This window comes from Micromonospora coerulea, from assembly GCF_016598485.1.
Classification (GTDB): Bacteria; Actinomycetota; Actinomycetes; order Mycobacteriales; family Micromonosporaceae; genus Micromonospora; species Micromonospora coerulea.
On record NZ_JAEMUW010000008.1, the window covers coordinates 208,252 to 229,094 of the forward strand.

A 20,843-nucleotide genomic window follows, 5' to 3' on the forward strand; every position below is an offset into this window, starting at 1 on the left:
GCGCAGATGCGGTTCGGGATCCTGGGACCCCTGCGGGTCGGTGGTGGCGAAGCCACCATCACCGCAGGTCGGGACCGGGCCGTGCTCGCCATGCTGCTGCTGCGCGCCGGTCGGGTGGTGCCCCCCGACGAGCTGGTCGACGCGGTCTGGGAGGAGCGGCCGCCCGCCACCGCCCGCGCCCAGCTGCAGATCTGCGTGTCGCGATTGCGACAGCGGCTCGGCCGGCTCGGACTGCCGCCGGAGACCATCATCACCGACCCGGTCGGGTACGGGATCCGGGTCCAACCGACCGACCTGGACGCCGAGGTCTTCGCCCGGGGCGTGGAGGCCGCCCGGGTCGCGGTGGCCGCGGGCCGGTCGGCCGAGGCCCGCCGGCACTACCGGTCCGCGTTGGCGCTCTGGCGCGGCCCGGCGCTGAGCGGGATCGCCAGCCGCAGTGTGCGCCGCCGGGCGCAGGCCCTCGACGAGCAGCGCCTGACGGCGTTGGAGGAGTGCGTCGACGTCGAGCTGCGGCTGCGGCAGGCGGCCGACCTGGTCGACGAACTGACCGAGATCGTCGAGGCGCACCCGTTGCGGGAGCGGCTGCGTGGCCAGCTGATGCTCGCCCTCTCCTCGGTGGGTCGGCAGGCCGATGCGCTCGCCGTCTACCGCGAGGGTCGCCGGATCTACGCCGAGGAGCTGGGCATCGAACCCGGCGCCGCGCTCCAGGAGCTGCACCAGCGGGTGCTCGCCGGCGACCTGGCGCTCAGCGCTCCGGAGGAGCGGTCGTTCACCCCGGTTCGGGCACTGCCCCGGGCGATCAGCGACTTCACCGGACGGCAGGAGACGGTGGCCCGGCTGGTGAAGGAGATCGAGGAGGACGACGCCCGGATCCAGCTGATCGACGGCATGGCCGGCAGCGGCAAGACCACCCTGGCCGTGCACGTGGCGACCGCCCTGCGCGGCCGCTACCCCGACGCGCACCTCTTCATCGACCTGCACGGCCACAGCGACCGCGAACCGGTGCCGCCGGCCGCCGCCCTCGCCGGGCTGCTCCGCCAGCTCGGCGTCCCCGGCGAGCGGATCCCCGCCGACACCGACGAGCGCGCGGCCCTGTGGCGCAGCGAGCTCTCCGGGCGGCGGGCGATCGTGGTGCTCGACAACGCCGCCAGCGCCGCCCAGGTCGCGCCGCTGCTCCCCAACGGCCGGGACTGCCTCACCATGATCACCAGCCGCCGCCGGCTCACCGGGCTGGACGGCGGCAAGCCGTGGTCGCTGGCCGTACTCGATCCGGAGGAGGCGGTAGAGCTGCTCGGCCGGGTGGTCGGCGCCGATCGGGTGGCCGCCGAGCCGGAGGCGGCCGCCGAGGTGGCCCGGCGCTGCGGTCACCTGCCGCTGGCGATCCGGCTGGCCGGCGCCCGGCTCGCCCACCGGCCCCGGTGGCGGGTTCGGGACCTGGCGGACCGGCTCGTCACCGGCCGGGACGCGTTGACGGAGCTGTCGGCCGGCGAGCGCTCCGTCGGTCAGGCCTTCGCCCTGTCGTACGCGCAGCTCGGCCCCGCCTCGCAGCGGATGTTCCGGCTGCTGGCGCTGCATCCGGGGGCGTTCTTCGACAACCGGGTGGCGGCGGCGCTCGCCGACCTGCCGATACCCGACGCGCAGGACCTGCTGGACGGCCTGGTCGACGCGCACCTCGCCGACGAGCCGGAGCCGGGCCGGTTCCGCTTCCACGACCTGGTCCGGGACTTCGCTCGGCACCGGCTGGCGGAGCCCGACGCCGCGGTGGAGCGGCCGGCGGCGGTAAAGCGGCTGCTCGACTTCCACCTGCAGGCCGGCGCCGAACTCGCCCGCCTGGTCGACCGGTCGGCGAGCGCGGCGGCCCTGCCCCTATCCCCGGTGGCCCGCCCGGACCTGATCGAGGTGTGCCGGTCCCAGGGCCTCGACTGGCTCGACGAGAACCGCACCACCCTGGTCGCGCTGGTCCGACTGGCCGAGGAGGAGGGTCAGCTCCGGTACTGCTGGCAGCTGGCGCGGGCCTGCTGGAGCCACTGGTTCGCCGGCGGCCACCTCGACGAGCTGATCGAGGCGCACACCATCGGTCTGCGGGCCGCCGAGCGCCTGGGCGACGATGACGCGGTGGCGACGATGCACAACTATCTCGCGTCCGGCTACCACCGCCTCGCCCGCTACCAGGAGGCGCTCACCTCCATGGAGACCGCCCTGCGGCTGCGGGAGCGGCTGGGCGACCCCATCGCCCGCGCCGGCACCCACAAGAACGCCGCGATCGTCTGCGCCATCGGTGGCGACATGACGAGCGCACTCAGCCACCTCGACCGGGCGCTGGTGCTGCTGCGCGCCGCCGGCCACGGCCGGGGGACCGTGGCGCTCTTCACCAACAAGGCGGCGATCCTGCTGATGGCCGGGCGCGCTGAGGAGGCGCTGCTGGTGTCCCGCCGACAGCTCGCGCTGTCCCGCGACGTCGGCACGCTGCACGACGTGGCGAACGGGATCGGGCACGTCGGGATGGCCCGGGCGCGGCTCGGGCACGCCGGGGTCGCGGTGCGCCGGCTGGAGGTGGCGCTGCGCTGGAAGCGCCGGCTCGGCAACCACTACGGGGTGGGCGAGCTGCTCAACGAGCTGGGGGCGATCGAGCGCTCGCTGGGTCGGCCGGAGGTGGCGGCGGCCCGGCACCGTGCGGCGCTGGTCGAGATGACCGAGGTGGGGGACCGGATCGGTCAGTGCGCCTCACGCAACCTGTTGGCCCGGGCGATGCGCGACCAGGGGGACGTGGCCAGCGCGCTGGACCTGCACCGCCGAGTGCTCACCGACGCCACCCGGTTCGGCGCTCGCTACGAGCAGGCCCGGGCGCTGGACGGGATCGCCCGGTGCCTCCGGGACACCGACCTGGCGGCGGCCCGGTCCCACTGGACCCGGGCGCTGGCCCTGTTCCGCCAGGTCGGGTCGCCGGACGGCGAGGAGGTGGTCCGGCTCCTCGCCGAGCTGGACTGAGCGATCATCTGCGAGCCGGCGACGGGCGCGGCAGGATGGTACGCGTGACGACTCCAGAGGCGACCGGTTACCGGATCGAACGCGACTCGATGGGCGAGGTGGAGGTGCCCGCCGAGGCGCTGTGGCGGGCGCAGACCCAGCGCGCGGTGCAGAACTTCCCGATCTCCGGGCGGGGCCTCGAACCCGCCCAGATCAAGGCCCTGGCCCAGATCAAGGGCGCCGCCGCCCAGGTGAACGGCGAGCTGGGCGTGATCGCCGCGGACGTGGCCGAGGCGATCGCCACCGCCGCCGCGCACGTGGCCGACGGCGGCTACGACGACCAGTTCCCGGTGGACGTCTTCCAGACCGGCTCCGGGACCTCGTCCAACATGAACGCCAACGAGGTGATCGCCACCCTCGCCGCCCGGGAGCTGGGCCGCAGCGTCCACCCGAACGACGACGTGAACGCCTCTCAGTCCAGCAACGACGTCTTCCCGTCCTCGATCCACCTGGCCGCCACCCAGGCGGTGATGGAGGACCTAATTCCGGCGCTCGCGCACCTGGCCGGGGCGCTGCAGGGCAAGGCGGTCGAGTTCGAGACCGTGGTCAAGGCCGGGCGGACCCACCTGATGGACGCCACCCCGGTCACCCTCGGGCAGGAGTTCGGCGGGTACGCCGCCCAGGTCCGCTACGGCGTGGAGCGGTTGGAGGGGATGCTGCACCGACTGGCCGAGCTGCCGCTCGGTGGCACGGCGGTGGGCACCGGCATCAACACCCCGCTCGGCTTCGCCGCGAAGGTGATCGAGAAGCTGCGCGCCTCGACCGGGCTGCCGCTGACCGAGGCGCGCAACCACTTCGAGGCGCAGGGTGCCCGGGACGCGCTGGTGGAGGCGTCCGGCCAGCTCCGCACCATCACGGTCGGGCTCTACAAGATGGCGAACGACATCCGCTGGATGGGTTCCGGCCCCCGGGCCGGCCTGCGCGAGCTGCGCATCCCGGATCTCCAGCCCGGCTCGTCCATCATGCCCGGCAAGGTGAACCCAGTGGTGGCCGAGGCGATGCGGCAGGTCTGCGCGCAGGTGATCGGCAACGACGCCACGGTGGCCTTCGCCGGCTCGCAGGGCGACTTCGAGCTGAACGTGATGCTCCCGGTGATGGGCCGCAACCTGCTCGAATCGATCCGGCTGCTGGCCGCGTCGAGCCGGCTCTTCGCCGACCGCCTGGTGGTCGGCCTGGTCGCGGACGCCGAGGTCTGTCTCGCGTACGCGGAGGGCTCGCCGTCGATCGTCACTCCGCTCAACCGCCACCTCGGGTACGACGAGGCCGCCTCGATCGCCAAGGAGGCGCTGGCCAAGCAGATCTCCATCCGCGAGGTGGTGATCGCCCGGGGGCATGTGGACTCGGGGAAGCTCTCCGAGACCCAGCTCGACGAGGCCCTCGACCTGCTCCGGATGACCCACCCCTGACCCGCCAGAGGGGCAGGCCGGAACGGCGGGCCGGGGCATGGTGTGCGCCTCCTGTGGAGCTGAATCGTCTGCGACATCACCCCGGCGGGGTTGGACCGCAAGGACCCGGCCGTCCCGTGCTCGCCTTCGACGCGTACGCCTGGCGGGCCTTCGTGGCCGCGCCGTCGCGCTGACGTGACCCACCCGGCCCGGCGCGGACGTCCTGGCCCGGCGTGGCGCGCTGGCTGTTGGCCGGCTGGGCCGGGTGACCGGATAATCCGTCGCCGGGCCGGCGGCGGCGCGGCACCATCGGCGTCATGACCGGAAACGATGACGGCGTGCTGCTGGAGAGCCGGCGGTTGCGGCTGCGCCGGCTCACGGTGGACGACGTGGCGCACCTGGTCGAGCTGGATGGCGACCCGGAGGTGATGCGGTACCTGACCAACGGCCGGCCGACCCCGGTCGAGGTCGTTCGCGACGAGCAGTTGCCGGCTCTTCTCCGCCAGTACGACCGCCACCCGGGGCTGGGCCGGTGGGCGGCCCTGGACCGGGAGACCGGCGACTTCCTGGGGTGGTTCGCGCTCCGCCCGCCGGCCGACGGGGACGGGACGCAGGCGGAACTGGGCTACCGGCTGCGCCGGTCGGCGTGGGGCCGGGGCCTGGCGACCGAGGGGTCGGTGGCCCTGATCCGGTACGCCTTCACGGTCATCCGCCTCCGGCGGGTCTGGGCCGAGACGATGGCGGTCAACCTGGCCTCGCGGCGGGTGATGGAGAAGGCCGGCCTGCGGTACGTCCGCACCTTCCACCTGACCTTCGACGACCCGATCCCGGGCACGGAGCACGGCGAGGTCGAGTACGAGCTGTGCCGCGCGGACTGGCTGCGCGGGCAGCCTGGTCAGGGGCGGGCCGCCGCCTTGCGGGCCCGGTAGGCGGTGACCGCGGCCCGGTTGCCGCAGCCGGCGTCGCAGAACCGGCGGGACCGGTTCTTCGAGAGGTCCACCAGCACGTTGTCGCAGTCGGGATGGTCGCAGGTGCGCAGCCGGCTCAGCTCGCCCGTGCGGACCAGGTCGGCCAGGGCCATCGCCGCCTCGACCGCCATCCGGGTGGCCAGCGGCGCGTCGCGCGGCACCGCGTGCAGGTGGTACGGCTCGTCGTCGTGCCGGATCAGCTGCGGCAGCGCGGCCGACTCCCGGAGCAGCCCGTTGACGATGGTGACGACCTCGTCCTCGTCGGCGTACCAGACCCGCCGCAACCGGGGCCGCAGCTCCCGTACCGACGTCAGCTCCGCTTCGGTCCGCTCGTGCCGGCCGGTCCAGCCGTGGGCGGTGAAGAACTCCGCCAGGGCGGTCACGTCGGGCAGGCCCTCGCCGTCGCGGCCGGCGGTGTTGACGAGCGCGGCGGCGGCGATCAACGAGCAGTCGGTGTCATGAGCGAAGAGCAACTTGACTCCTGTCGGGGTGCCGGCCTAACGTCATGAGCATAGCCCCGATTGACTCATGACAGGTACCGGACCAAGGAGCGTACCGATGCGTGAACGGCCTGGTGTGGGCCTCGGCCTTGCCCTGGTCTCCGCCCTCACCTTCGCCACCTCGGGCACCTTCGCCCGGCCGCTGATCACCGGCGAGTGGTCCGCCGAGGCCGTGGTGGTGGCCCGGGTCGGCATCGCCGCGCTGGTGCTGGCGGTGCCGGCCGTGCTGGCACTGCGGGGCCGCTGGCACGTGCTGCGCCGCAACGCCGCCACGGTCGGCGTCTTCGGCCTGCTCGGGGTGGCCCTCGCCCAGGCCTGCTTCTTCAACGCCGTCCGCTACCTGCCGGTCGGGGTCGCGCTGCTGCTGGAGTATCTCGGCATCGTCCTCGTGGTCGGCTGGATGTGGCTGGTCCACGGGCAGCGACCCCGCGCGCTCACCGTGGCCGGATCGGTGACCGCCCTGTGCGGGCTGGTGTTCGTGCTGGACCTGACCGGCGCCACCCGCCTCGATCCGGTCGGCGTCCTCTGGGGCCTGGGCGCGGGGGTCGGGCTGGCCGGCTACTTCGTGATCGCCGGCCGGGTCGACGCCGGCCTCCCCTCGGTGGTGATGGCGAGCGGCGGGATGGCCGTCGGCGCCGCGATCCTGCTCCTGCTCGGCCTGATCGGGGTGCTGCCACTGCGGGCCGGCCTCGCCGACGTCAGCTTCGCCGGGCACCGGATGAGCTGGCTGGTGCCGATCGTCGGGCTGTCGCTGATCGCGGCGGTGGTCGCGTACCTGACCGGCATCGCCGGCGCCCGGTTGCTCGGCGCCCGGTTGTCGTCGTTCGTCGGGCTGACCGAGGTGATGTTCGCGGTGCTGATCGCCTGGCTGGTCCTGGGCGAGCTGCCGACCCCCGTCCAACTGCTCGGCGGTGCGCTGATCGTCGCGGGCGTCGCCCTGGTCCGATTGGCCGAGCTGCGGGCCGCGCCGGAGCCGGCGCAGCCGGCCGGACCCGCGGCGGAGCCGGTCCTGACGAGCGACCGGTGAGCGCACCGGTATCCGGTCCGGTGGCGACCGGTGCGCGACCGGCCGTCATGGCCACGGCCGTCGTCTTCGACGCCGACGAGACCCTGCTGGACCTGCGCCCGGCGGTCACCGCCGCGCTGGTGACCGTGACGGTGCGGCGCGGTCGCTGGCGGAACTGCCGGAGCTGGTCCAGCGGCTGGCCGTCGGCGCCGCGACCAGCCGGTCAGCCGCCACCCGTTGAGTCGATGACCGACCCCTGCCGGGCGGTGACACATCCTGTCCGTTCGGTGGCAGATGCTTGCCGAGCGGAAAGAAATCCGCGTTGACCACTGGCGGAATCCTCCCAGGTGAGATGTGATGCGTAGCACGTCCCTCAACCCGAGAGGAAAGATGTGGTGAGCAGACGCTTCACCGTCGGTGCTGTCGCTACCGTGGCGGCGCTGGCGACCGTGCTGGCCGGACAGACCAGCATGGCCGGCGCCGCCCCGTCGACCACGACCCAGTACACGGTGGTCGCCGAGAAGGGCGTCTCGATCGACGCAGCCATCGCGGCGATCGAGGCCGCCGGCGGCACCGTCGTGTCCCGTACCGACAGCCTGGGCATGTTCCAGGTACGCAGCGACCGTTCGGACTTCGCCAGCCGGGCCGCCGCCGCCGACGCCCTCGTCGGCGCCGCCCAGCAGAAGGCCATCGGCCGCGCGCCGAAGATTGACCGCGTCGAGCAGGAGAATCTGCTGGCGGACGCGCAAAGCAAGGGCGCCGGCGCCGCCTCCGGCACCAGCGCGACCGGCATGGACCCGCTCGACGACAAGCTCTGGGGCCTGTCGATGATCCACGCCGACCAGGCGCGGCAGACCGAGCCCGGCAAGCGCGGCGTGACTGTCGGCGTCCTGGACACCGGCCTCGACGCCAGCAACCCGGACCTCGCGGCCAACTTCAGCTGGTCGCTGTCGAAGAACTTCGCCCCCGACCTGACCGACGTGGACGGTCCCTGCGAGGTGGCCGGCTGCCTCGACCCGGTCGGCACGGACGACGGCGGCCACGGCACGCACGTCGCCGGCACGATCGGCGCCGCCGCGAACGGCCTCGGCGTCTCCGGCGTCGCCCCGAACGTCACCCTGGTCGAGCTCAAGGGCGGGCAGGACTCCGGCTACTTCTTCCTGAACCCGGTGGTCAACGCCCTGGTGCACGCCGGGGACGCCGGGCTCGACGTCGTCAACATGTCGTTCTACGTCGACCCGTGGCTCTACAACTGCACCGCCAACCCGGCCGACTCTCCCGAGGCGCAGGCCGAGCAGCAGGTCATCATCGAGGGCATGAACCGGGCGCTCAACTACGCGCACGACAAGGGCGTGACGCTCGTCGGCGCGCTCGGCAACAACCACGAGGACCTCGGCAAGCCGCGGACGGACCTTTCCAGCCCGGACTACGGCGCGCCGGCATACCCCCGGCCGATCGACAACTCCAGCTGCTGGGACCTGCCAACGGAGGGCCCGCACGTGATCGGCGTGGCGGCGCTCGGCCCGTCGGGCAAGAAGTCGGACTTCTCCAACTACGGCGTCGAGCAGATCTCGGTGGCCGCCCCCGGCGGCTGGTTCCGGGACGGCTACGGCACGTCGTCGTACCGGACCGACGCGAACATGATCCTCTCGTCGTACCCGAAGAAGGTCCTCCAGGAGGAGGGTTCGGTCGACAAGAACGGCAACGTCGTCGCTGCCGCCAAGGACTTCGTGTTCAAGGACTGCACCAAGGCCGGCCAGTGCGGCTACTACACCTACCTGCAGGGCACGTCCATGGCGTCGCCGCACGCCGCCGGCGTCGCCTCGCTGATCGTCAGCCGGTTCGGCGTGGCCGACCGAGTCAACGGCGGCCTGCGGATGGCCCCCGGCCAGGTGGAGAAGCAGCTCTACGCCACCGCCGCCGAGCACGCCTGCCCGGAGCCGCGGCTGCAGACGTACACCAACGAGGGACGCTCGGCGGAGTTCGACGCGTACTGCGAGGGTGACGCGCAGTTCAACGGCTTCTACGGCTACGGGATCATCGACGCGAAAGCCGCGGTGACCACCCCCATGTGACAGCCGGCAACACCGTGACGGGCCCGGGCGATGTGTCGTCGCCCGGGCCCTTCCGTTCTGATCAACCCGATCTGCGGCATGTCGGGGCGGAACGCGCCCTGACACCGCGCCATGCCGCAAATCGGTCACCCGCTCAGGAGAGGGCGGCGGCGATCGCGGTCGCGGCGGTGGTCACCTGGGCGCCGACCACGTCGACGTCGAGCGGCGCCAGCGACACCACCCCCACGCTCGCCTCCAGACCGGGGATGCCGAGCACCGGCGCGGCCACCCCGTACGCCCCGGACTGCAACTCCCCGCTGGTGTTCACCGGGCCCGCGGCGCCGGTCCGCCCGGCCAGGATGGCCCGCCCCGCCGCCCCGCGTTCCAGCGGATGGCGGGACCCCGTCCGGTACGCCACGTGGAACGACGTCCAGCTCGGCTCCACCACCGCCACCGCGATGCCCTCGCCACCCTCTACCACGGTGAGGTGGGCGGTGGCGCCGGCCTGCTCGGCCAGCCGGCGCAGCGCGGGCAACGCCCCCTCGGCGAGCAGTGGCTGGGCCCGGCGGGCCAGGTGCAGCACGCCCAGCCCCAGTCGCAGCCGGCCGTCGCCGTCCCGGCGGAGCAGGGCGTGCGCGGTCAGCGCGCCGACCAGCCGGTAGACCGCGGCCCGCCCGATGCCCAGCCGGTTCGCCGCCTCGGTGACGGTCAGCCCGCCGGGTGCGTCGGCGACCAGGTGCAGCAGGCGCAGGCCCCGGTCGAGGGTCTGCGCGGTCTCTCCCGCCCGTGCCGCCGTGTCCACAGCACGCAGCGTACGACCCGGCTCCGCCCAACCTGGAATAGCACGGACGGCTACCCTTGTACGGTGACGCTACGCCTGTATGACACCGCCACCCGATCGGTGCGGGACTTCGTCCCGCGGGAAGCCGGCAAGGTGGGGGTCTACCTGTGTGGTCTCACCCTCCAGGCCCCGCCGCACATCGGCCACCTTCGCTCCGGCGTCAACTACGACGTGCTGCGCCGCTGGCTGCTCGCCGCCGGCTTCGAGGTCACCTTCATCCGCAACGTCACCGACATCGACGACAAGATCCTGGTCAGGGCGATCGATCAGGGCCGCCCCTTCTGGTCCATCGCGTACGTCAACGAGTTGATCCTCGCCGAGGCGTACCGGGCGCTCAACGTGCTACCGCCGACCTACGAGCCGCGCGCCACCGGGCACATCCCCGAGATGCACCAGCTGATCGCCCGGTTGATCGAGACCGGTCACGCGTACCCGGCGACCGACGGCTCCGGCGACGTCTACTTCGACGTGGCCTCCTGGCCGGCGTACGGGTCGCTGTCCGGGCAGTCGCCGGAGGACATGCAGTCCGCCGGGGACGCGCCGGAGCGGGGCAAGCGCGACCCGCGCGACTTCGCCCTGTGGAAGGGCGCCAAGCCGGAGGAGCCGGCCGACGCCTACTGGCCGTCGCCGTGGGGCCGGGGCCGCCCTGGCTGGCACATCGAGTGCTCGGCGATGTGCTGGCGTTACCTGGGCGCCGAGTTCGACATCCACGGCGGCGGGCTGGACCTGACCTTCCCGCACCACGAGAACGAAATCGCCCAGTCCCAGGCGGCCGATCTGCCGTTCGCCCGGTACTGGGTGCACCACGGGCTGCTCAGCATCGGCGGCGCCAAGATGGGCAAGTCGCTGGGCAACGCCCTCGACCTCGACTACGTCGCGGCGCTGGGCGTCCGCCCGGTGGAGCTGCGCTACTACTACGCCGCGGCGCACTACCGGTCCCGCATCGACTACTCAGAGGACGCGCTGCGCGAGGCCGCCGTCGCGTACCGGCGGATCGAGGGCTTCGTGCAGCGGGCGGCCGAGCGGGTCGGTGGCGGCCAGCTCGGGGCACTGCCCGCCGGCTTCACGGCGGCGATGGACGACGACCTCAACACCTCGGCCGCCCTGGCCGTGCTGCACGAGGTGATTCGGGACGGCAACACCGCGCTGACCGCCGGCGACGATGTGACCGTCCGCACGACCCTGGCCGCCGCCCGGGCGATGCTGGATATCCTTGGTGTCGACCCCCTGGACCCGGCCTGGACCGGCGGCGGCCGTACAGACGACCTGCGCGGCGTGGTGGACTCCCTGATCGCGCTCGCCCTCGAGCAGCGCGCCCAGGCTCGCAGCCGCAAGGACTGGGCCGCCGCGGACGCCGTACGTGACCAGCTCAAGCAGGCCGGGGTGGTGGTCGAGGACACCCCGCAGGGCCCCCGTTGGACTATTGGAGAGCAGGACTGATGGCCGGCAACTCGCAGCGCCGTGGCCGGCGTCTGACCCCGAAGCAGGGGGCCCCGAAGGGCACCGGCGGCAAGGGCAAGGACGCCCTCGCGGGCCGGGGCAGGACCCTGCCCGCCGACGAGCGGCCCTGGCACAAGGCGTACTCGGGCACCGAGAAGCTGCCCCAGCGGACCGCCTGGAAGCAGGACAAGGAGCGCCGCGCGGCGGCCGAGGAGGGGCGCGCCCCGAAGATCGGACAGCCGGGCAGCAAGGACACCACCTGGGGCAGGGGCGGTGGCCGGGGCGTGCCGGCGGGCCGTGGCGGCGCCGGCGGTCGGGGCGGCAAGCCCGGCGGCCGATCCGGCCCGCGGGTCGCCCCGGGCCGCAAGTCCACCCCGGCCAAGGACACCCCGGAGCTGCTGGTCGGCCGCAACCCGGTGCTGGAGTCGCTGCGCACCCAGGTGCCGGCGACCGCCCTGTACACCGCCCAGGGCATCGACATGGATGACCGGATCAACGAGATCATCCGGACCGCCGCCGACCGGGGCATCGCCATCCTGGAGATCAGCCGCGCCGAGCTGGACCGGATGACCGGTGGGGTGCTGCACCAGGGCGTCGGCCTCCAGGTGCCGCCGTTCGCGTACGAGCCGTTCGAGGACATGATGGCGGCCGCGCTGGAGCAGCCCGCCCCGCTGCTGGTCGCGCTGGACGGCGTCACCGACCCGCGCAACCTCGGCGCGGTGATCCGGTCCGCCGCCGCGTTCGGCGCGCAGGGTGTGTTCGTACCCGAGCGGCGGGCCGCCGGGATCACCGCGACCGCCTGGCGGACCAGCGCCGGCGCGGCCGCGCGGGTGCCCGTCGGCCAGGTCACCAACCTGACCCGGGCGCTCAAGGCCTGCAAGGACGCCGGTTTCATGGTGGTCGGGCTGGACGCCGACGGCGACACCGACCTGTACGACCTGGAGGCCGCGGTCGGCCCGCTGGTCGTGGTGGTCGGCTCCGAGGGGCGCGGGCTGTCCCGGCTGGTCGGGGAGACCTGCGACCTGACGGTCAGCATCCCGATGATCTCCGACGTCGAGTCGCTCAACGCCAGCGTCGCCGCCGCGGTCACCCTCGCCGAGGTCGCCCGCCGCCGCGCGATGGAGCAGTAAGCCGGAGGAAAACGGGCCCCCGCCCTGCCGCGTTCGCGGCGGTGGCGGGGGCCTTTCCGCGTTGCTAGATCTGGTGGGTCCAGGCCACGAAGAGCAGCGCCCCGGCGAGCGTGATCAGCAGCGTGACCGGGATCAGCCAGGGCGCGGGCCGCACCCCGTCCAGGCTGCGGGTCAGGCGTTGGTGCACGGCGGCGATCCCGACCAGCGCGACCAGGCCGGCGGCGGCCATCGGCAGCCCGACCAGGAAGTGCGCCAGCCATGCGCCGGCCCGGGTCGGGCCACCCCACGAGTTCGTGTACGGACCGGGGTCGACCAGGCCGTACAGGACGCCACGCAGCACGATCAGCATTTCGACGCCGAGCGGCACCAGGGCCGTGACGCCGAGCAGCAGGCTCAGCACCGCGTGCCCGACGATCGCGACCGGGCCGGGACGCCGTCGGGGGTCGGCGACCGGCGGTGCCCCGAGCAGCCCGGTGCGCAGGGCCCGCCAGCGTGCGGCGGCGGCGCCGGACCGGCCGAGCGGCGCGGCGAGCAACGCGATGAGCGCGAGCGGGATCAGCGCCGCGCAGTACGCCAGGCTGCGACCGGCCAGGCGGGCCGTCCGGTACGACCGGGAACGCGGACGCGGTGCGGAAGGGCGGGTGGCGGCGTCGATCATGGCAGCTCCTCGGTTTGGGACGGTGCCGTGACGCTACGAGCGAAAAGCGCCGCACCGGATCAACCCACGGAGCCATTGCCGCCCCGCTACCCAGGTATCAGGTGCCGATGGTGGTACGACAGGAAAGGGGCGGCCCGCCGAAGCGGACCGCCCCTTCCGGTGCGTCGTACGTCAGATCCGGGTGCCGGTGACGGCGTGGAAGACGTGGCTCTGGCCGGTCCGCGGCTTGACGAAGATGGTGTCACCCATGTTCGGCATGCTGCGGCGGTCGGTCCGGACGACGAAGCGCTCGTTGAGCCCCTCGAGCGCGGCGTGGCCGTAGACGTTCGCGTCGGAGCCGAGGTCCTCGACGAGCTCGACCACGACGGGCATGCCGCCCTCGGTCGCGCTGACGATGTCGCAGTCCTCCGGGCGGAAGCCGACGGTCACCTTGCCGTCGCCCCCCTCGGCCTGCGCGGCCGCGACCTGCTCGCGGGTCAGCGGGATGTTCATCTCGGCGAACGCGGCGCCCCGCTCGCTGAACGGCACGGTCTTGATGTTCATCGCGGGGGAGCCGATGAAGCCGGCGACGAAGACGTTGGCCGGGGTGTCGTAGAGCGCCCGCGGGGTGTCCACCTGCTGGAGCACGCCGTCGAGCATGACCGCGACCCGGTGACCCATGGTCATGGCCTCGACCTGGTCGTGGGTGACGTAGACCGTGGTGATGCCCAGCTTGGCCTGGAGCGAGGCGATCTGGGTACGGGTCTGCACCCGGAGCTTGGCGTCGAGGTTCGACAGCGGCTCGTCCATGAGGAAGACCTGCGGCTCGCGGACGATCGCGCGACCCATGGCCACCCGCTGGCGCTGGCCGCCGGAGAGCGCCTTCGGCTTGCGGTTGAGGAACTCCTCCAGCTGGAGCAGCCCGGCCGCCTCCTTGACCCGCCGGTCGATCTCCGACTTCGAGGTCTTGCGCAGTTTGAGCGCGAACGCCATGTTCTCGTACACCGACATGTGCGGGTAGAGGGCGTAGTTCTGGAAGACCATCGCGATGTCGCGGGCCTTCGGCGGCAGGTGGGTGACGTCCCTGTCGTCGATGTAGATCGCGCCGTCGTCGACGTCCTCGAGGCCGGCGAGCATCCGCAGGCTGGTGGACTTACCACAACCCGACGGACCGACCAGGACGAGGAATTCCCCGTCGCCGATCTGGAGGTCGAGCTGGTTGACCGCGGGGCGTTCGGTGCCCGGGTAGATCCGGGATGCCTTCGAGTAGGTGACCGTAGCCATGGTGAAGCGCTTCCTTTCACCGGCAGGAACGTGCCGGACGATCCGAGTGAAGGAGCGACCGGCACCGTGCGGTGCCGGCCTGCGGGCGTCGCCCGGGCAGCCGAGGCCAGCCGGAGTGTCGTCCGTGTCACTGCACGGTAAACGCCTTTTCCGACCCTGCCAAGACGAGGGGGCACGGGGTGGGACGGAGCGCATAGGCATTTCGGTCAGTCGGGCACGGGCGGGCATCAATCCGCCGGGTCCAGGCGCGGCAGGTGGCGTCGATCCGTCGGTGTCGGGGTCGGGAAATTGACGTTTCCCGTGCTCGGGACGCCTGCCGAGCGGGAAAACCGGACGCCGGTCGCTATGCTGACGAAGGCACCGCTCGCCCCTGTAGCTCAGCTGGCCAGAGCACTCGCCTTGTAAGCGAGATGTCGCCGGTTCGATCCCGGCCGGGGGCTCCAATTCCACCAGGCAGTTTCCACCGGGCGCTGCCGCGCGTTGGCCGGTTGACAGCAACGCTGACAGCAACCGGGGTCACGACAGCCGCCCGTCGAGCTTGCCAAGCGCCTGACGCATCGCATCGATGTTGGCGTGAGCGTAGACCTTGAGCGTGACCTTGACGTCGGCGTGCCGGGCGATGGCCTGGACGACGTGCGGCGGGACGCCCAGCTCCATCAGCAGCGAAACGACGGTGTGCCGGAGATCGTGCAGGCGGACACCCGGCAGACCGGCGGTCTCCCGGAGCCGAGCGAACGAGCGGCTGAGGTTGGTGGGCTCCAGCGGGGTGCCCCGCTCCGAGGGGAAGACAAGATCATGGTCCTCCCAGACCTCGGCGAGCGCGGCACACTCCGCCTTCTGGCGTTCCTGGTGTTCGAGGAGAGCGAGCCAGGTGACCTCGGGCAGTGGCAACACGGCCTCGGAGTCCTCGGTCTTGGCGTCCAGGACGTGAAGCTTTCCGGCGACCCGTTGCACGGTTTGCTGCACCCGTAAGGTGCCCTCGTCCAGGTCGACGTCCGACCAGCGCAGCCCGACCAGCTCACCGCGCCGCAGCCCCATCGTGGCAGCCACGACGTAGAGGGCGTGGAGTCGATGACCGGCGGCGGCAGCAAGGATCTTGCGTACCTGCTCGACGGAGAGCCCCTTGCCGACCTTGTAACGGGGCGAGGGAACGCGGACCAGCTTGGCGACGTTTCGCGACACCAGCTCTTCGCGCATGGCGTGTTGGAGGGCGTTGCGCAGCACCGCGTGCACGAACTGAATCTGGCGGGCGCTGGGGTAGTGCTGGCAGCACCGACCGATCGAGCAGCAGCGCCGGTCGGCCGGGCGGATCTTGTCGAGGCCGTTGGTGCAGCAGAGACACTTATTGCGGAACCCGTCCATGAACGCCTTGACATGCTGAACCTGCAAGCCATCCAAGCGCTTTGTGCCGAGGGCCGGCACCAGATGCAGCCGCACGGCGCTCTCATACCCTCGGGCGGTGGTGGGCTTCAAGTCGCTGACGTACGCGGCCAGCCAGTAGGGCAGATAGTCGGCCAGCTTCCAGGCCCGATCAGGCACCGGTATGCCGCGCTGAGATCTGGACTTCAGGTCGACGAGCTTGCCATGGGCTTCCTCCCAGGTCGCTCCGTAGACGAACTTACGCTTGCGACTGCCGTCGGTGGTAAGGACGTATGCCTGTCCGACCCAGCGGCCGTCGCTGGCTCGCTGGTATATGGAGCCTTCGCCGTTGGGGTTACGCCGGGCGGCGGACTGTCGTTGCTTCGGTTCGTTAGGCATCAGGCGGCTTCCTCGGTGAGTGTGGTGATGACTTCGTCGATGGCGGCGGCGGGGATGAGCCGGCGGCTGCCGACCTTGAAGGAGCGCAGCCGGCCGGAGCGGATGAGGTCGTAGACGAGCGAGCGGCCGATGCCGAGCGCTCGCGCGGCTTCCTCCACGCGCAGCACGCGAGGAGCGATCGGAGTGGGGGTGTCCATCGAATGGCCTTCCTCGTGTGGCGGGAGGGGATCAAGCGGCAGCCGGTACGCCGCCGGTCGGCATGGTGGCGAGTTCGTGGGCGAGCTCTTCGCGGCCGGTGGCTCGTCGTTCGCGGGCCATGGCGGCGGCGGTGTTGGCGAGCAGTGCGTCACCTGAGGTGTGCCAGCCGACGCCGGCGAAGGTGAGGGTGCCGACGATTAGCGTCGTACCGTCCTCGTCGAGGTGGTCGACGGTCCGGAGGGTGCCGGTGTGCTCGTCGGCCTGGTGGTGGTGTTCGTGGCGGCGGTAGGCGACGCGGATGTCCCGCAGGAGTTGAAAGGTCACCGAGTAGCGGCGGCCTTTGGTGAGGAAGTGGCCGCCGTAGCCGAGCATGTGGGCCCACCGCCGGAGCCGGGCGTATGGGTTGGTGGCCTGCGGCCGGTTGGCGGGTTGGGCGTCAAGGGCGGCTTGACGCTGGGCGACGCAGACGGGGCAGGCGGCGTAGCGGGTGTGGGCGCCGCAGTCGGAGCACTCCCAGCGGTCGACGAAGCCGGGCCGGAGCCGTAGGTCGCGGGGCCGCTCGGACAGGGGCACGGGTGTGCCGGTGGGTCGGCCGATGCGCCAGCAGGCGTCGATGAGGCGGGCGGTGTGGTCGCCGTCGGGGTCCGCGTAGTCCCCGATGCTGTCGGCGGTCAGGCGGGTGGAGGTGTGCCCGGTGGCCTCGGTGCTCTTGGTGGCGTACTTGGCAAGGTAGCCGGCGACGAGGCTGTCGGTGACCTCTCCGGTTCCGCTGGTGTTGATGGGTTCCAGGTCGATCTGTTCTCCCCAGGCGATCGGCCAACCCTCTGGCCGGTCCGGGTGGGCAGGGGTGTGGAAGGTGACCTGTCGGGCGGCGTGCCGGAGCGCATCGACGAGGTCGTCGATGGTGAACCCGGCCGGTGGCGGGACGATGCCGTCGGGGTCCTGGCCGTTGACGCCGTCGAGGCGGGCGATGGCGTGGAAGTGCACCGCTCCGCGTGCTTGGAGTTCGGCGACCTTGCCCGGTGACAGCCGGACCGGCGGAACCTTGCGTGTCTTTCCCGACGCGGTGACGACGTCGACGCGGGGGATGCCCCGGCGGCGGGCGAGCTTGGCCAGGTAGCGTTCCGCGGCTTGTTTGGTGCGGTGCCACAGTTCGCCGGAGAAGATGTTCCAGACGACCTGGTGGTCGTGGTCGTAGCAGTCCAGACAGAGCGGATGCCCGAGTACCGCGTCACCGGCTTCATGGCGTGCCCAGCAGACCGCCGGGCGGCCATGCTCGCAGAGGCCACCGTCGCGGCGGGCGTGGCACGGCTCGGCGCGGCAGTCGCAGCGGCGGCGGTTGCCGCAGGTGTGCCGCTTGACCACTCGGGCGTGCACGGTTCCGAACGAGGGTGCGGTGAAGGTGGCGAACACCGCCGGGTGCTGGGCGACGGTGTCGGGGACGCCCTTGCCGCCGATCAGGCCGGCGCGCAGGAGTTGGAAGGCGTCGCGCTGGTAGGTCTGGGCGCAGGACGGGCAGACGGTGGCCCGGCGGTTGCCGCAGGCGGTGTAGATCGTGGCGTCGGGCATGGCGTCGGTGTGCCGGGCGTCGAGGACACGGCCGGTGCCCTGCTCGACGGTGAGCAGGCTGCCGGCGAGGCGGATGGGTCGGGTGCAGCCGGCGGCGGCGCGGACGTGTTCCAGCCAGCCGAAGTAGTCCGGCCGGGTGGCGCGTGCGAAGGCGGAGCCGGCGGCGGTGTAGCCGTAGACGATGGTGTCGGCGTTCGAGCCCACCCCCCGGGCCGAGGTCCGGGGGGTGAGGTCCAGCGTCGAGGCCATCAGGCGGCGTCCTTGGTGGGACGCATGTGCTCGGGACCTTGGTAGCCGACGAAGGTGTTCGTGATGGTGCGTTCGGTGACGATGACCCGGCAGGCGCCGCATTGGCGTTTGGCCGGCTCGTGCCGACGGCAGGGGATCTGGGCGGTGGTGTTGCCGCAGCGGATGGTGACTGGTGCCCGGCAGGGTCCGCCGGGGATGACGTCGACGAGGGTCCGTCGGGTGTCGAACGGGTGCGCGTCGGGGAAGGCGGGGCAGGTGTGGGTGACCTGCTCGATGTCGACGAGGTAGATGCTCATCGGGCACCACCGCCAATAGTGGCGAGGAGTTGCCCGGCGACGGCCGGGGTGACGTCGAGCCGGTCGACCAGTTCGGCGGTGGTGATGGGGCGGCCGGTGGCTTGTTCGTGCTGCACGGCCGCGAAGCGGGCCGGGGGCAGTAGGTGGGCAGGGACGTCGACCGGTTCCGGGGCCGGCGTGGTGACAGGTTCCGGCTCGACGGCCGGGGTCGGTTCGGGGGTTGGGGTGATGGCGGCCGGGGGTTCCGGCGCGGTGGTGACCTGCTCGGCCACCTGGACGCGGATCGGCTCGGCCGGCTCAGCGGCCGGCAGGGTGTCCCCAGTGGTGACGGGTGTCGGGGCGAGGACCAGCTTGACCAGGGCCATGAACGCCAGGGCGGGGACGGCCGACAGGAGCCAGCCGGAGGGGCCGGGTTTGGCGACCGCCAACTGTGCGGCGAGGGACAGGCCGGCGGCGGCGATGAGCAGGGTCATCGGGTAGCCGATGGGAGCGCCGGTGCGGCGTAGGCGGCGGATGGTCAGTAGGGCGGCGATGGGGACGAGTTCGGAGATGACGGCGTTGGCCCAGCCGAACCACTCGCCCGTGCCGGCGGGCGAGTTGGCGAGGGTCCAGTCTTTGACGTGGGTGAAGGAGGCGGCTCCGGCGAAGCCGGCGACGGTGAGCAGGATGAGGACCAGGACGACACCTTCCACGCGGGTGCCGGTGCTGCGGTCAGTGCGCGGCATTGCCGGCCACCTCCCCGGCGGTGACGACGCGTTCTTCGGCGTCGAGGCCGGCGAGGCCGACGCGGATGGCGTTGCAGGTGGCGCAGTGCTGGCCGTCGGCGATGGTGCAGTCGGTGAGGTGTGCTTCGTGGATGATGCGGATGGATTCGGCGTAGTAGCCGGAAAGGAACCGTTCGAAGGACAGTGCGCCGCGGGCGGCGAAGTCACCGGCGATGGCGGTCACGGCGTAGCCGTCTGGGGTCATCCGCTCCTGAGCGGCGAGTTTCGTGAGGGCGGTGGTCATTGGGCACCTCCGTGGCAGTCGAGGCAGCAGCCGTAGCGGCGGGGGATGTAGTAGGGCTGCACCAGCCCGCAGACGCGGCAGGTGCGGCGGAGCTTTGGCGATGGCCTCCCGCTGGGCGGGAGTGGCGATGCGTTTGGGTGCGGCGAGGTCGAGGCGGTAGAGGTAGGCGACGCGCTTGCCGCGCCGCCAGAGGATCTGGGCGACCGGGTCATGCCCGCCCGGGCGGAGGCCGGCGGCGCGCAGCTGCCGGCGGGTGGCCAGGCCACCAGGGGCGGTCAGGTAGGGGAAGGTGGGGAACCCGAAGCGGGTGCCGGCCGGGTCGTAGAACTCGACAGCCAGGCCAGTGGTGGGTTCGGTGGTGGTGGTCATGGCTGGCCTCCCCAGCGCTGCTGGGCGGCCTGGCGGGAGATGCCGAGACGCTGGCCGATTTCGGCCCAGGAGTAGCCGAAGGCCCGCAGGCCGATCACGGCTTCCCCGATCGCGTCGTCGATGACGCTGGAGAGGGCGACCAGATCGCGGAGGGCTTCCACATCGCCAGTGGCGACGCGGCGACCGTGGGCGCGGATGATGCGCCGAGCGAAGCCGGCGAAGGCGTCGTTCTCGACGACGTCCCGACGCCGCTGCCGGGGAAGGTTGGGCGTCAAGGCGTTCTTGACGGTGTTCATCGCGTCTCACCTCCGGCGGTGCGGAGGGAGTCCCACTCGTCGGCAGCCGCCTCAAGGGCGGTGATGACCTGCTCGGCGCTGCGGGCGGGGTCGTCGTTCCAGGAGTAGGGCGAGGTGTGCTCGTCGAGCAGGTAGCCGTCCTCGTCGATGAAGAAGACCGGGGCGGTGGCGTCGAGGTAGTCGACGAACACGCCCAGGGCGGCGAGGTAGTCGGCGAGGGCGTCGGGGTCGAGGTGGGAGAAGTGCTCGACACGGTGGCCGGCGCAGGCGATGCCGATGGCCCCGGCGGCGCAGGCCGGCGGGGTCGGGTAGTCGGCGGGTTCGTAGATGTCGTAGTAGCTGCCCTGGGTCCAGCCGTGCCGACGTAGGTAGAGGGCAGCCATCCGCAGCAGGTCAGCGGGTGTGGCCGATGCTGTGGTGGGTGGGTTTTGGGTAGCCTTCATGGCAACCACGTCCTTTCGGGGGCTGTCGGTTGGTGGTCGGCAGGACCAGCTCTGCTGGCAGGCGAATCACTGGTCCTGTCGACCGGCTATCGGGCGCGTAGCCGCAGGTAGCGGCGGTGGCGGTTGTCGTCACCCGGTGCGCGGGTGGGTGCGGAGACGTAGACGAGTCGGCCGCTGCGGGCGACGGCCTGGACGAGGGCGGCGATGTCCTCGGGACTGCCGGTGATCCACAGTTCGGTGAATTGCGCGGCCCGCTGGTTGCTGGCCTTGGCGTAGGCCCGTTCGCGGGTCGTCATGCCGCTAGCCCCAGTCCGGCGGGGGTGGTGAGTCCGCCGGGGCGGCGGGTCCAGGCGGCGTAGTCGGCAATGCCGGCGATCTGGGCATC

General features: G+C 72.2%; 20 protein-coding genes, 1 tRNA gene and 1 pseudogene. 8 read left to right on the plus strand and 14 right to left on the minus strand.

All coding sequences use genetic code 11. The features are described from left to right. The first annotated feature begins 6 nt into the window (after positions 1-6). The 3 genes from I8N68_RS13550 (at position 7) to I8N68_RS13560 (ending at position 5,341) form a co-directional block, all read left to right on the plus strand. Entirely contained in the window at positions 7-2,988 is a 2,982-nt protein-coding gene (locus I8N68_RS13550) for an AfsR/SARP family transcriptional regulator (RefSeq protein WP_200210289.1), read from the plus strand. Between the two features lie 35 nt (positions 2,989-3,023). Beyond that, positions 3,024-4,433, plus strand: a complete 1,410-nt coding sequence (locus I8N68_RS13555; RefSeq protein WP_200210290.1) for a class II fumarate hydratase — start codon at positions 3,024-3,026, stop codon at positions 4,431-4,433. Between the two features lie 296 nt (positions 4,434-4,729). After that, a complete protein-coding gene (locus I8N68_RS13560; protein WP_200210291.1) occupies positions 4,730-5,341 on the plus strand; it encodes a GNAT family N-acetyltransferase in 612 nt (203 codons plus the stop codon). Here I8N68_RS13560 and I8N68_RS13565 read toward each other — a convergent pair. Beyond that, positions 5,308-5,853, minus strand: coding sequence for a CGNR zinc finger domain-containing protein (locus I8N68_RS13565; RefSeq protein WP_200210292.1), 546 nt, complete (start codon positions 5,851-5,853; stop codon positions 5,308-5,310). The two genes, I8N68_RS13560 and I8N68_RS13565, sit on opposite strands and share 34 nt — an antisense overlap. Positions 5,854-5,938: 85 nt before the next feature. Between I8N68_RS13565 and I8N68_RS13570 the strand changes: the two genes are divergently transcribed. After that, entirely contained in the window at positions 5,939-6,907 is a 969-nt protein-coding gene (locus I8N68_RS13570) for an EamA family transporter (RefSeq protein ID WP_200210294.1), read from the plus strand. 374 nt (positions 6,908-7,281) lie between these two features. Then, positions 7,282-8,961 (plus strand): S8 family serine peptidase, encoded by a 1,680-nt coding sequence (locus I8N68_RS13575; RefSeq protein WP_200210295.1) that lies wholly within the window; start codon positions 7,282-7,284, stop codon positions 8,959-8,961. Between the two features lie 133 nt (positions 8,962-9,094). Here I8N68_RS13575 and I8N68_RS13580 read toward each other — a convergent pair whose 3' ends face one another. Beyond that, positions 9,095-9,742 (minus strand): IclR family transcriptional regulator, encoded by a 648-nt coding sequence (locus tag I8N68_RS13580; protein ID WP_200210296.1) that lies wholly within the window; start codon positions 9,740-9,742, stop codon positions 9,095-9,097. A gap of 63 nt (positions 9,743-9,805) precedes the next feature. Here I8N68_RS13580 and cysS point away from each other — a divergent pair, with 63 nt between their 5' ends. Together cysS and rlmB are read left to right on the plus strand one after the other, a co-directional pair. Beyond that, positions 9,806-11,221: a cysteine--tRNA ligase gene (gene cysS, locus I8N68_RS13585; RefSeq protein WP_200210297.1), complete on the plus strand. Its 1,416-nt coding sequence runs from the start codon at positions 9,806-9,808 to the stop codon at positions 11,219-11,221. After that, the gene (gene rlmB, locus I8N68_RS13590) at positions 11,221-12,351 is read left to right on the plus strand and encodes a 23S rRNA (guanosine(2251)-2'-O)-methyltransferase RlmB (RefSeq protein WP_200210298.1); all 1,131 of its coding nucleotides are present in this window, start codon (positions 11,221-11,223) and stop codon (positions 12,349-12,351) included. Before cysS ends, rlmB begins: the two co-directional genes overlap by 1 nt. A 64-nt stretch (positions 12,352-12,415) precedes the next feature. Here rlmB and I8N68_RS13595 read toward each other — a convergent pair whose 3' ends face one another. Next, positions 12,416-13,009, minus strand: a complete 594-nt coding sequence (locus I8N68_RS13595; RefSeq protein ID WP_200210300.1) for a hypothetical protein — start codon at positions 13,007-13,009, stop codon at positions 12,416-12,418. A gap of 171 nt (positions 13,010-13,180) precedes the next feature. Beyond that, on the minus strand, positions 13,181-14,272 hold the full coding sequence (locus I8N68_RS13600; RefSeq protein WP_200210301.1) for an ABC transporter ATP-binding protein: 1,092 nt from the start codon (positions 14,270-14,272) through the stop codon (positions 13,181-13,183). A gap of 366 nt (positions 14,273-14,638) precedes the next feature. Between I8N68_RS13600 and I8N68_RS13605 the strand changes: the two genes are divergently transcribed. Further along, a tRNA-Thr gene (locus I8N68_RS13605) sits at positions 14,639-14,715 on the plus strand. Positions 14,716-14,788: 73 nt separating this feature from the next. On the opposite strand, the gene I8N68_RS13610 is transcribed toward I8N68_RS13605, so the two are convergent. The 10 genes and pseudogenes from I8N68_RS13610 to I8N68_RS13655 all read right to left on the minus strand — a co-directional run bounded on the left by I8N68_RS13610 (position 14,789) and on the right by I8N68_RS13655 (position 20,754). Beyond that, on the minus strand, positions 14,789-16,030 hold the full coding sequence (locus I8N68_RS13610) for a tyrosine-type recombinase/integrase (RefSeq protein WP_200210303.1): 1,242 nt from the start codon (positions 16,028-16,030) through the stop codon (positions 14,789-14,791). Further along, positions 16,030-16,197, minus strand: a complete 168-nt coding sequence (locus I8N68_RS32810; protein WP_225853851.1) for a helix-turn-helix domain-containing protein — start codon at positions 16,195-16,197, stop codon at positions 16,030-16,032. The genes I8N68_RS13610 and I8N68_RS32810 overlap by 1 nt, the downstream gene beginning before the upstream one ends. Before the next feature lie 61 nt (positions 16,198-16,258). Next, positions 16,259-18,046: a replication initiator gene (locus I8N68_RS13620; RefSeq protein ID WP_234039574.1), complete on the minus strand. Its 1,788-nt coding sequence runs from the start codon at positions 18,044-18,046 to the stop codon at positions 16,259-16,261. After that, complete coding sequence (locus tag I8N68_RS13625; RefSeq protein ID WP_200210307.1) at positions 18,046-18,342, minus strand: hypothetical protein; 297 nt, start codon at positions 18,340-18,342, stop codon at positions 18,046-18,048. Before I8N68_RS13625 ends, I8N68_RS13620 begins: the two co-directional genes overlap by 1 nt. Next, positions 18,339-19,067, minus strand: a complete 729-nt coding sequence (locus I8N68_RS13630; protein WP_200210308.1) for a hypothetical protein — start codon at positions 19,065-19,067, stop codon at positions 18,339-18,341. Before I8N68_RS13630 ends, I8N68_RS13625 begins: the two co-directional genes overlap by 4 nt. Beyond that, positions 19,054-19,350 (minus strand): hypothetical protein, encoded by a 297-nt coding sequence (locus I8N68_RS13635; RefSeq protein ID WP_200210309.1) that lies wholly within the window; start codon positions 19,348-19,350, stop codon positions 19,054-19,056. Before I8N68_RS13635 ends, I8N68_RS13630 begins: the two co-directional genes overlap by 14 nt. Then, positions 19,347-19,719 (minus strand): annotated as a pseudogene (locus I8N68_RS13640) (RRQRL motif-containing zinc-binding protein). The gene I8N68_RS13635 and the pseudogene I8N68_RS13640 overlap by 4 nt, the downstream one beginning before the upstream one ends. Then, entirely contained in the window at positions 19,716-20,015 is a 300-nt protein-coding gene (locus I8N68_RS13645; protein WP_200210311.1) for a hypothetical protein, read from the minus strand. The pseudogene I8N68_RS13640 and the gene I8N68_RS13645 overlap by 4 nt, the downstream one beginning before the upstream one ends. After that, entirely contained in the window at positions 20,012-20,458 is a 447-nt protein-coding gene (locus I8N68_RS13650) for a DUF6197 family protein (RefSeq protein ID WP_200210312.1), read from the minus strand. Before I8N68_RS13650 ends, I8N68_RS13645 begins: the two co-directional genes overlap by 4 nt. A gap of 86 nt (positions 20,459-20,544) precedes the next feature. Continuing rightward, entirely contained in the window at positions 20,545-20,754 is a 210-nt protein-coding gene (locus I8N68_RS13655; protein ID WP_200210313.1) for a hypothetical protein, read from the minus strand. Positions 20,755-20,843 lie beyond the last annotated feature (89 nt).

Bases quoted from the DNA above. Each gene is read 5' to 3' on its own strand.
- I8N68_RS13560 (WP_200210291.1), top strand. From the start codon at position 4,730: ATGACCGGAAACGATGACGGCGTGCTGCTGGAGAGCCGGCGGTTGCGG.
- I8N68_RS13625 (WP_200210307.1), bottom strand. From the start codon at position 18,342: ATGAGCATCTACCTCGTCGACATCGAGCAGGTCACCCACACCTGCCCC.
- I8N68_RS13555 (WP_200210290.1), top strand. From the start codon at position 3,024: ATGGTACGCGTGACGACTCCAGAGGCGACCGGTTACCGGATCGAACGC.
- I8N68_RS13630 (WP_200210308.1), bottom strand. From the start codon at position 19,067: ATGCCGCGCACTGACCGCAGCACCGGCACCCGCGTGGAAGGTGTCGTC.
- I8N68_RS13620 (WP_234039574.1), bottom strand. From the start codon at position 18,046: ATGGCCTCGACGCTGGACCTCACCCCCCGGACCTCGGCCCGGGGGGTG.
- I8N68_RS13610 (WP_200210303.1), bottom strand. From the start codon at position 16,030: ATGCCTAACGAACCGAAGCAACGACAGTCCGCCGCCCGGCGTAACCCC.
- I8N68_RS13600 (WP_200210301.1), bottom strand. From the start codon at position 14,272: ATGGCTACGGTCACCTACTCGAAGGCATCCCGGATCTACCCGGGCACC.
- I8N68_RS13655 (WP_200210313.1), bottom strand. From the start codon at position 20,754: ATGACGACCCGCGAACGGGCCTACGCCAAGGCCAGCAACCAGCGGGCC.
- rlmB (WP_200210298.1), top strand. From the start codon at position 11,221: ATGGCCGGCAACTCGCAGCGCCGTGGCCGGCGTCTGACCCCGAAGCAG.
- I8N68_RS13635 (WP_200210309.1), bottom strand. From the start codon at position 19,350: ATGACCACCGCCCTCACGAAACTCGCCGCTCAGGAGCGGATGACCCCA.
- I8N68_RS13650 (WP_200210312.1), bottom strand. From the start codon at position 20,458: ATGAAGGCTACCCAAAACCCACCCACCACAGCATCGGCCACACCCGCT.
- I8N68_RS13645 (WP_200210311.1), bottom strand. From the start codon at position 20,015: ATGAACACCGTCAAGAACGCCTTGACGCCCAACCTTCCCCGGCAGCGG.
- I8N68_RS13550 (WP_200210289.1), top strand. From the start codon at position 7: ATGCGGTTCGGGATCCTGGGACCCCTGCGGGTCGGTGGTGGCGAAGCC.
- I8N68_RS13570 (WP_200210294.1), top strand. From the start codon at position 5,939: ATGCGTGAACGGCCTGGTGTGGGCCTCGGCCTTGCCCTGGTCTCCGCC.
- I8N68_RS13595 (WP_200210300.1), bottom strand. From the start codon at position 13,009: ATGATCGACGCCGCCACCCGCCCTTCCGCACCGCGTCCGCGTTCCCGG.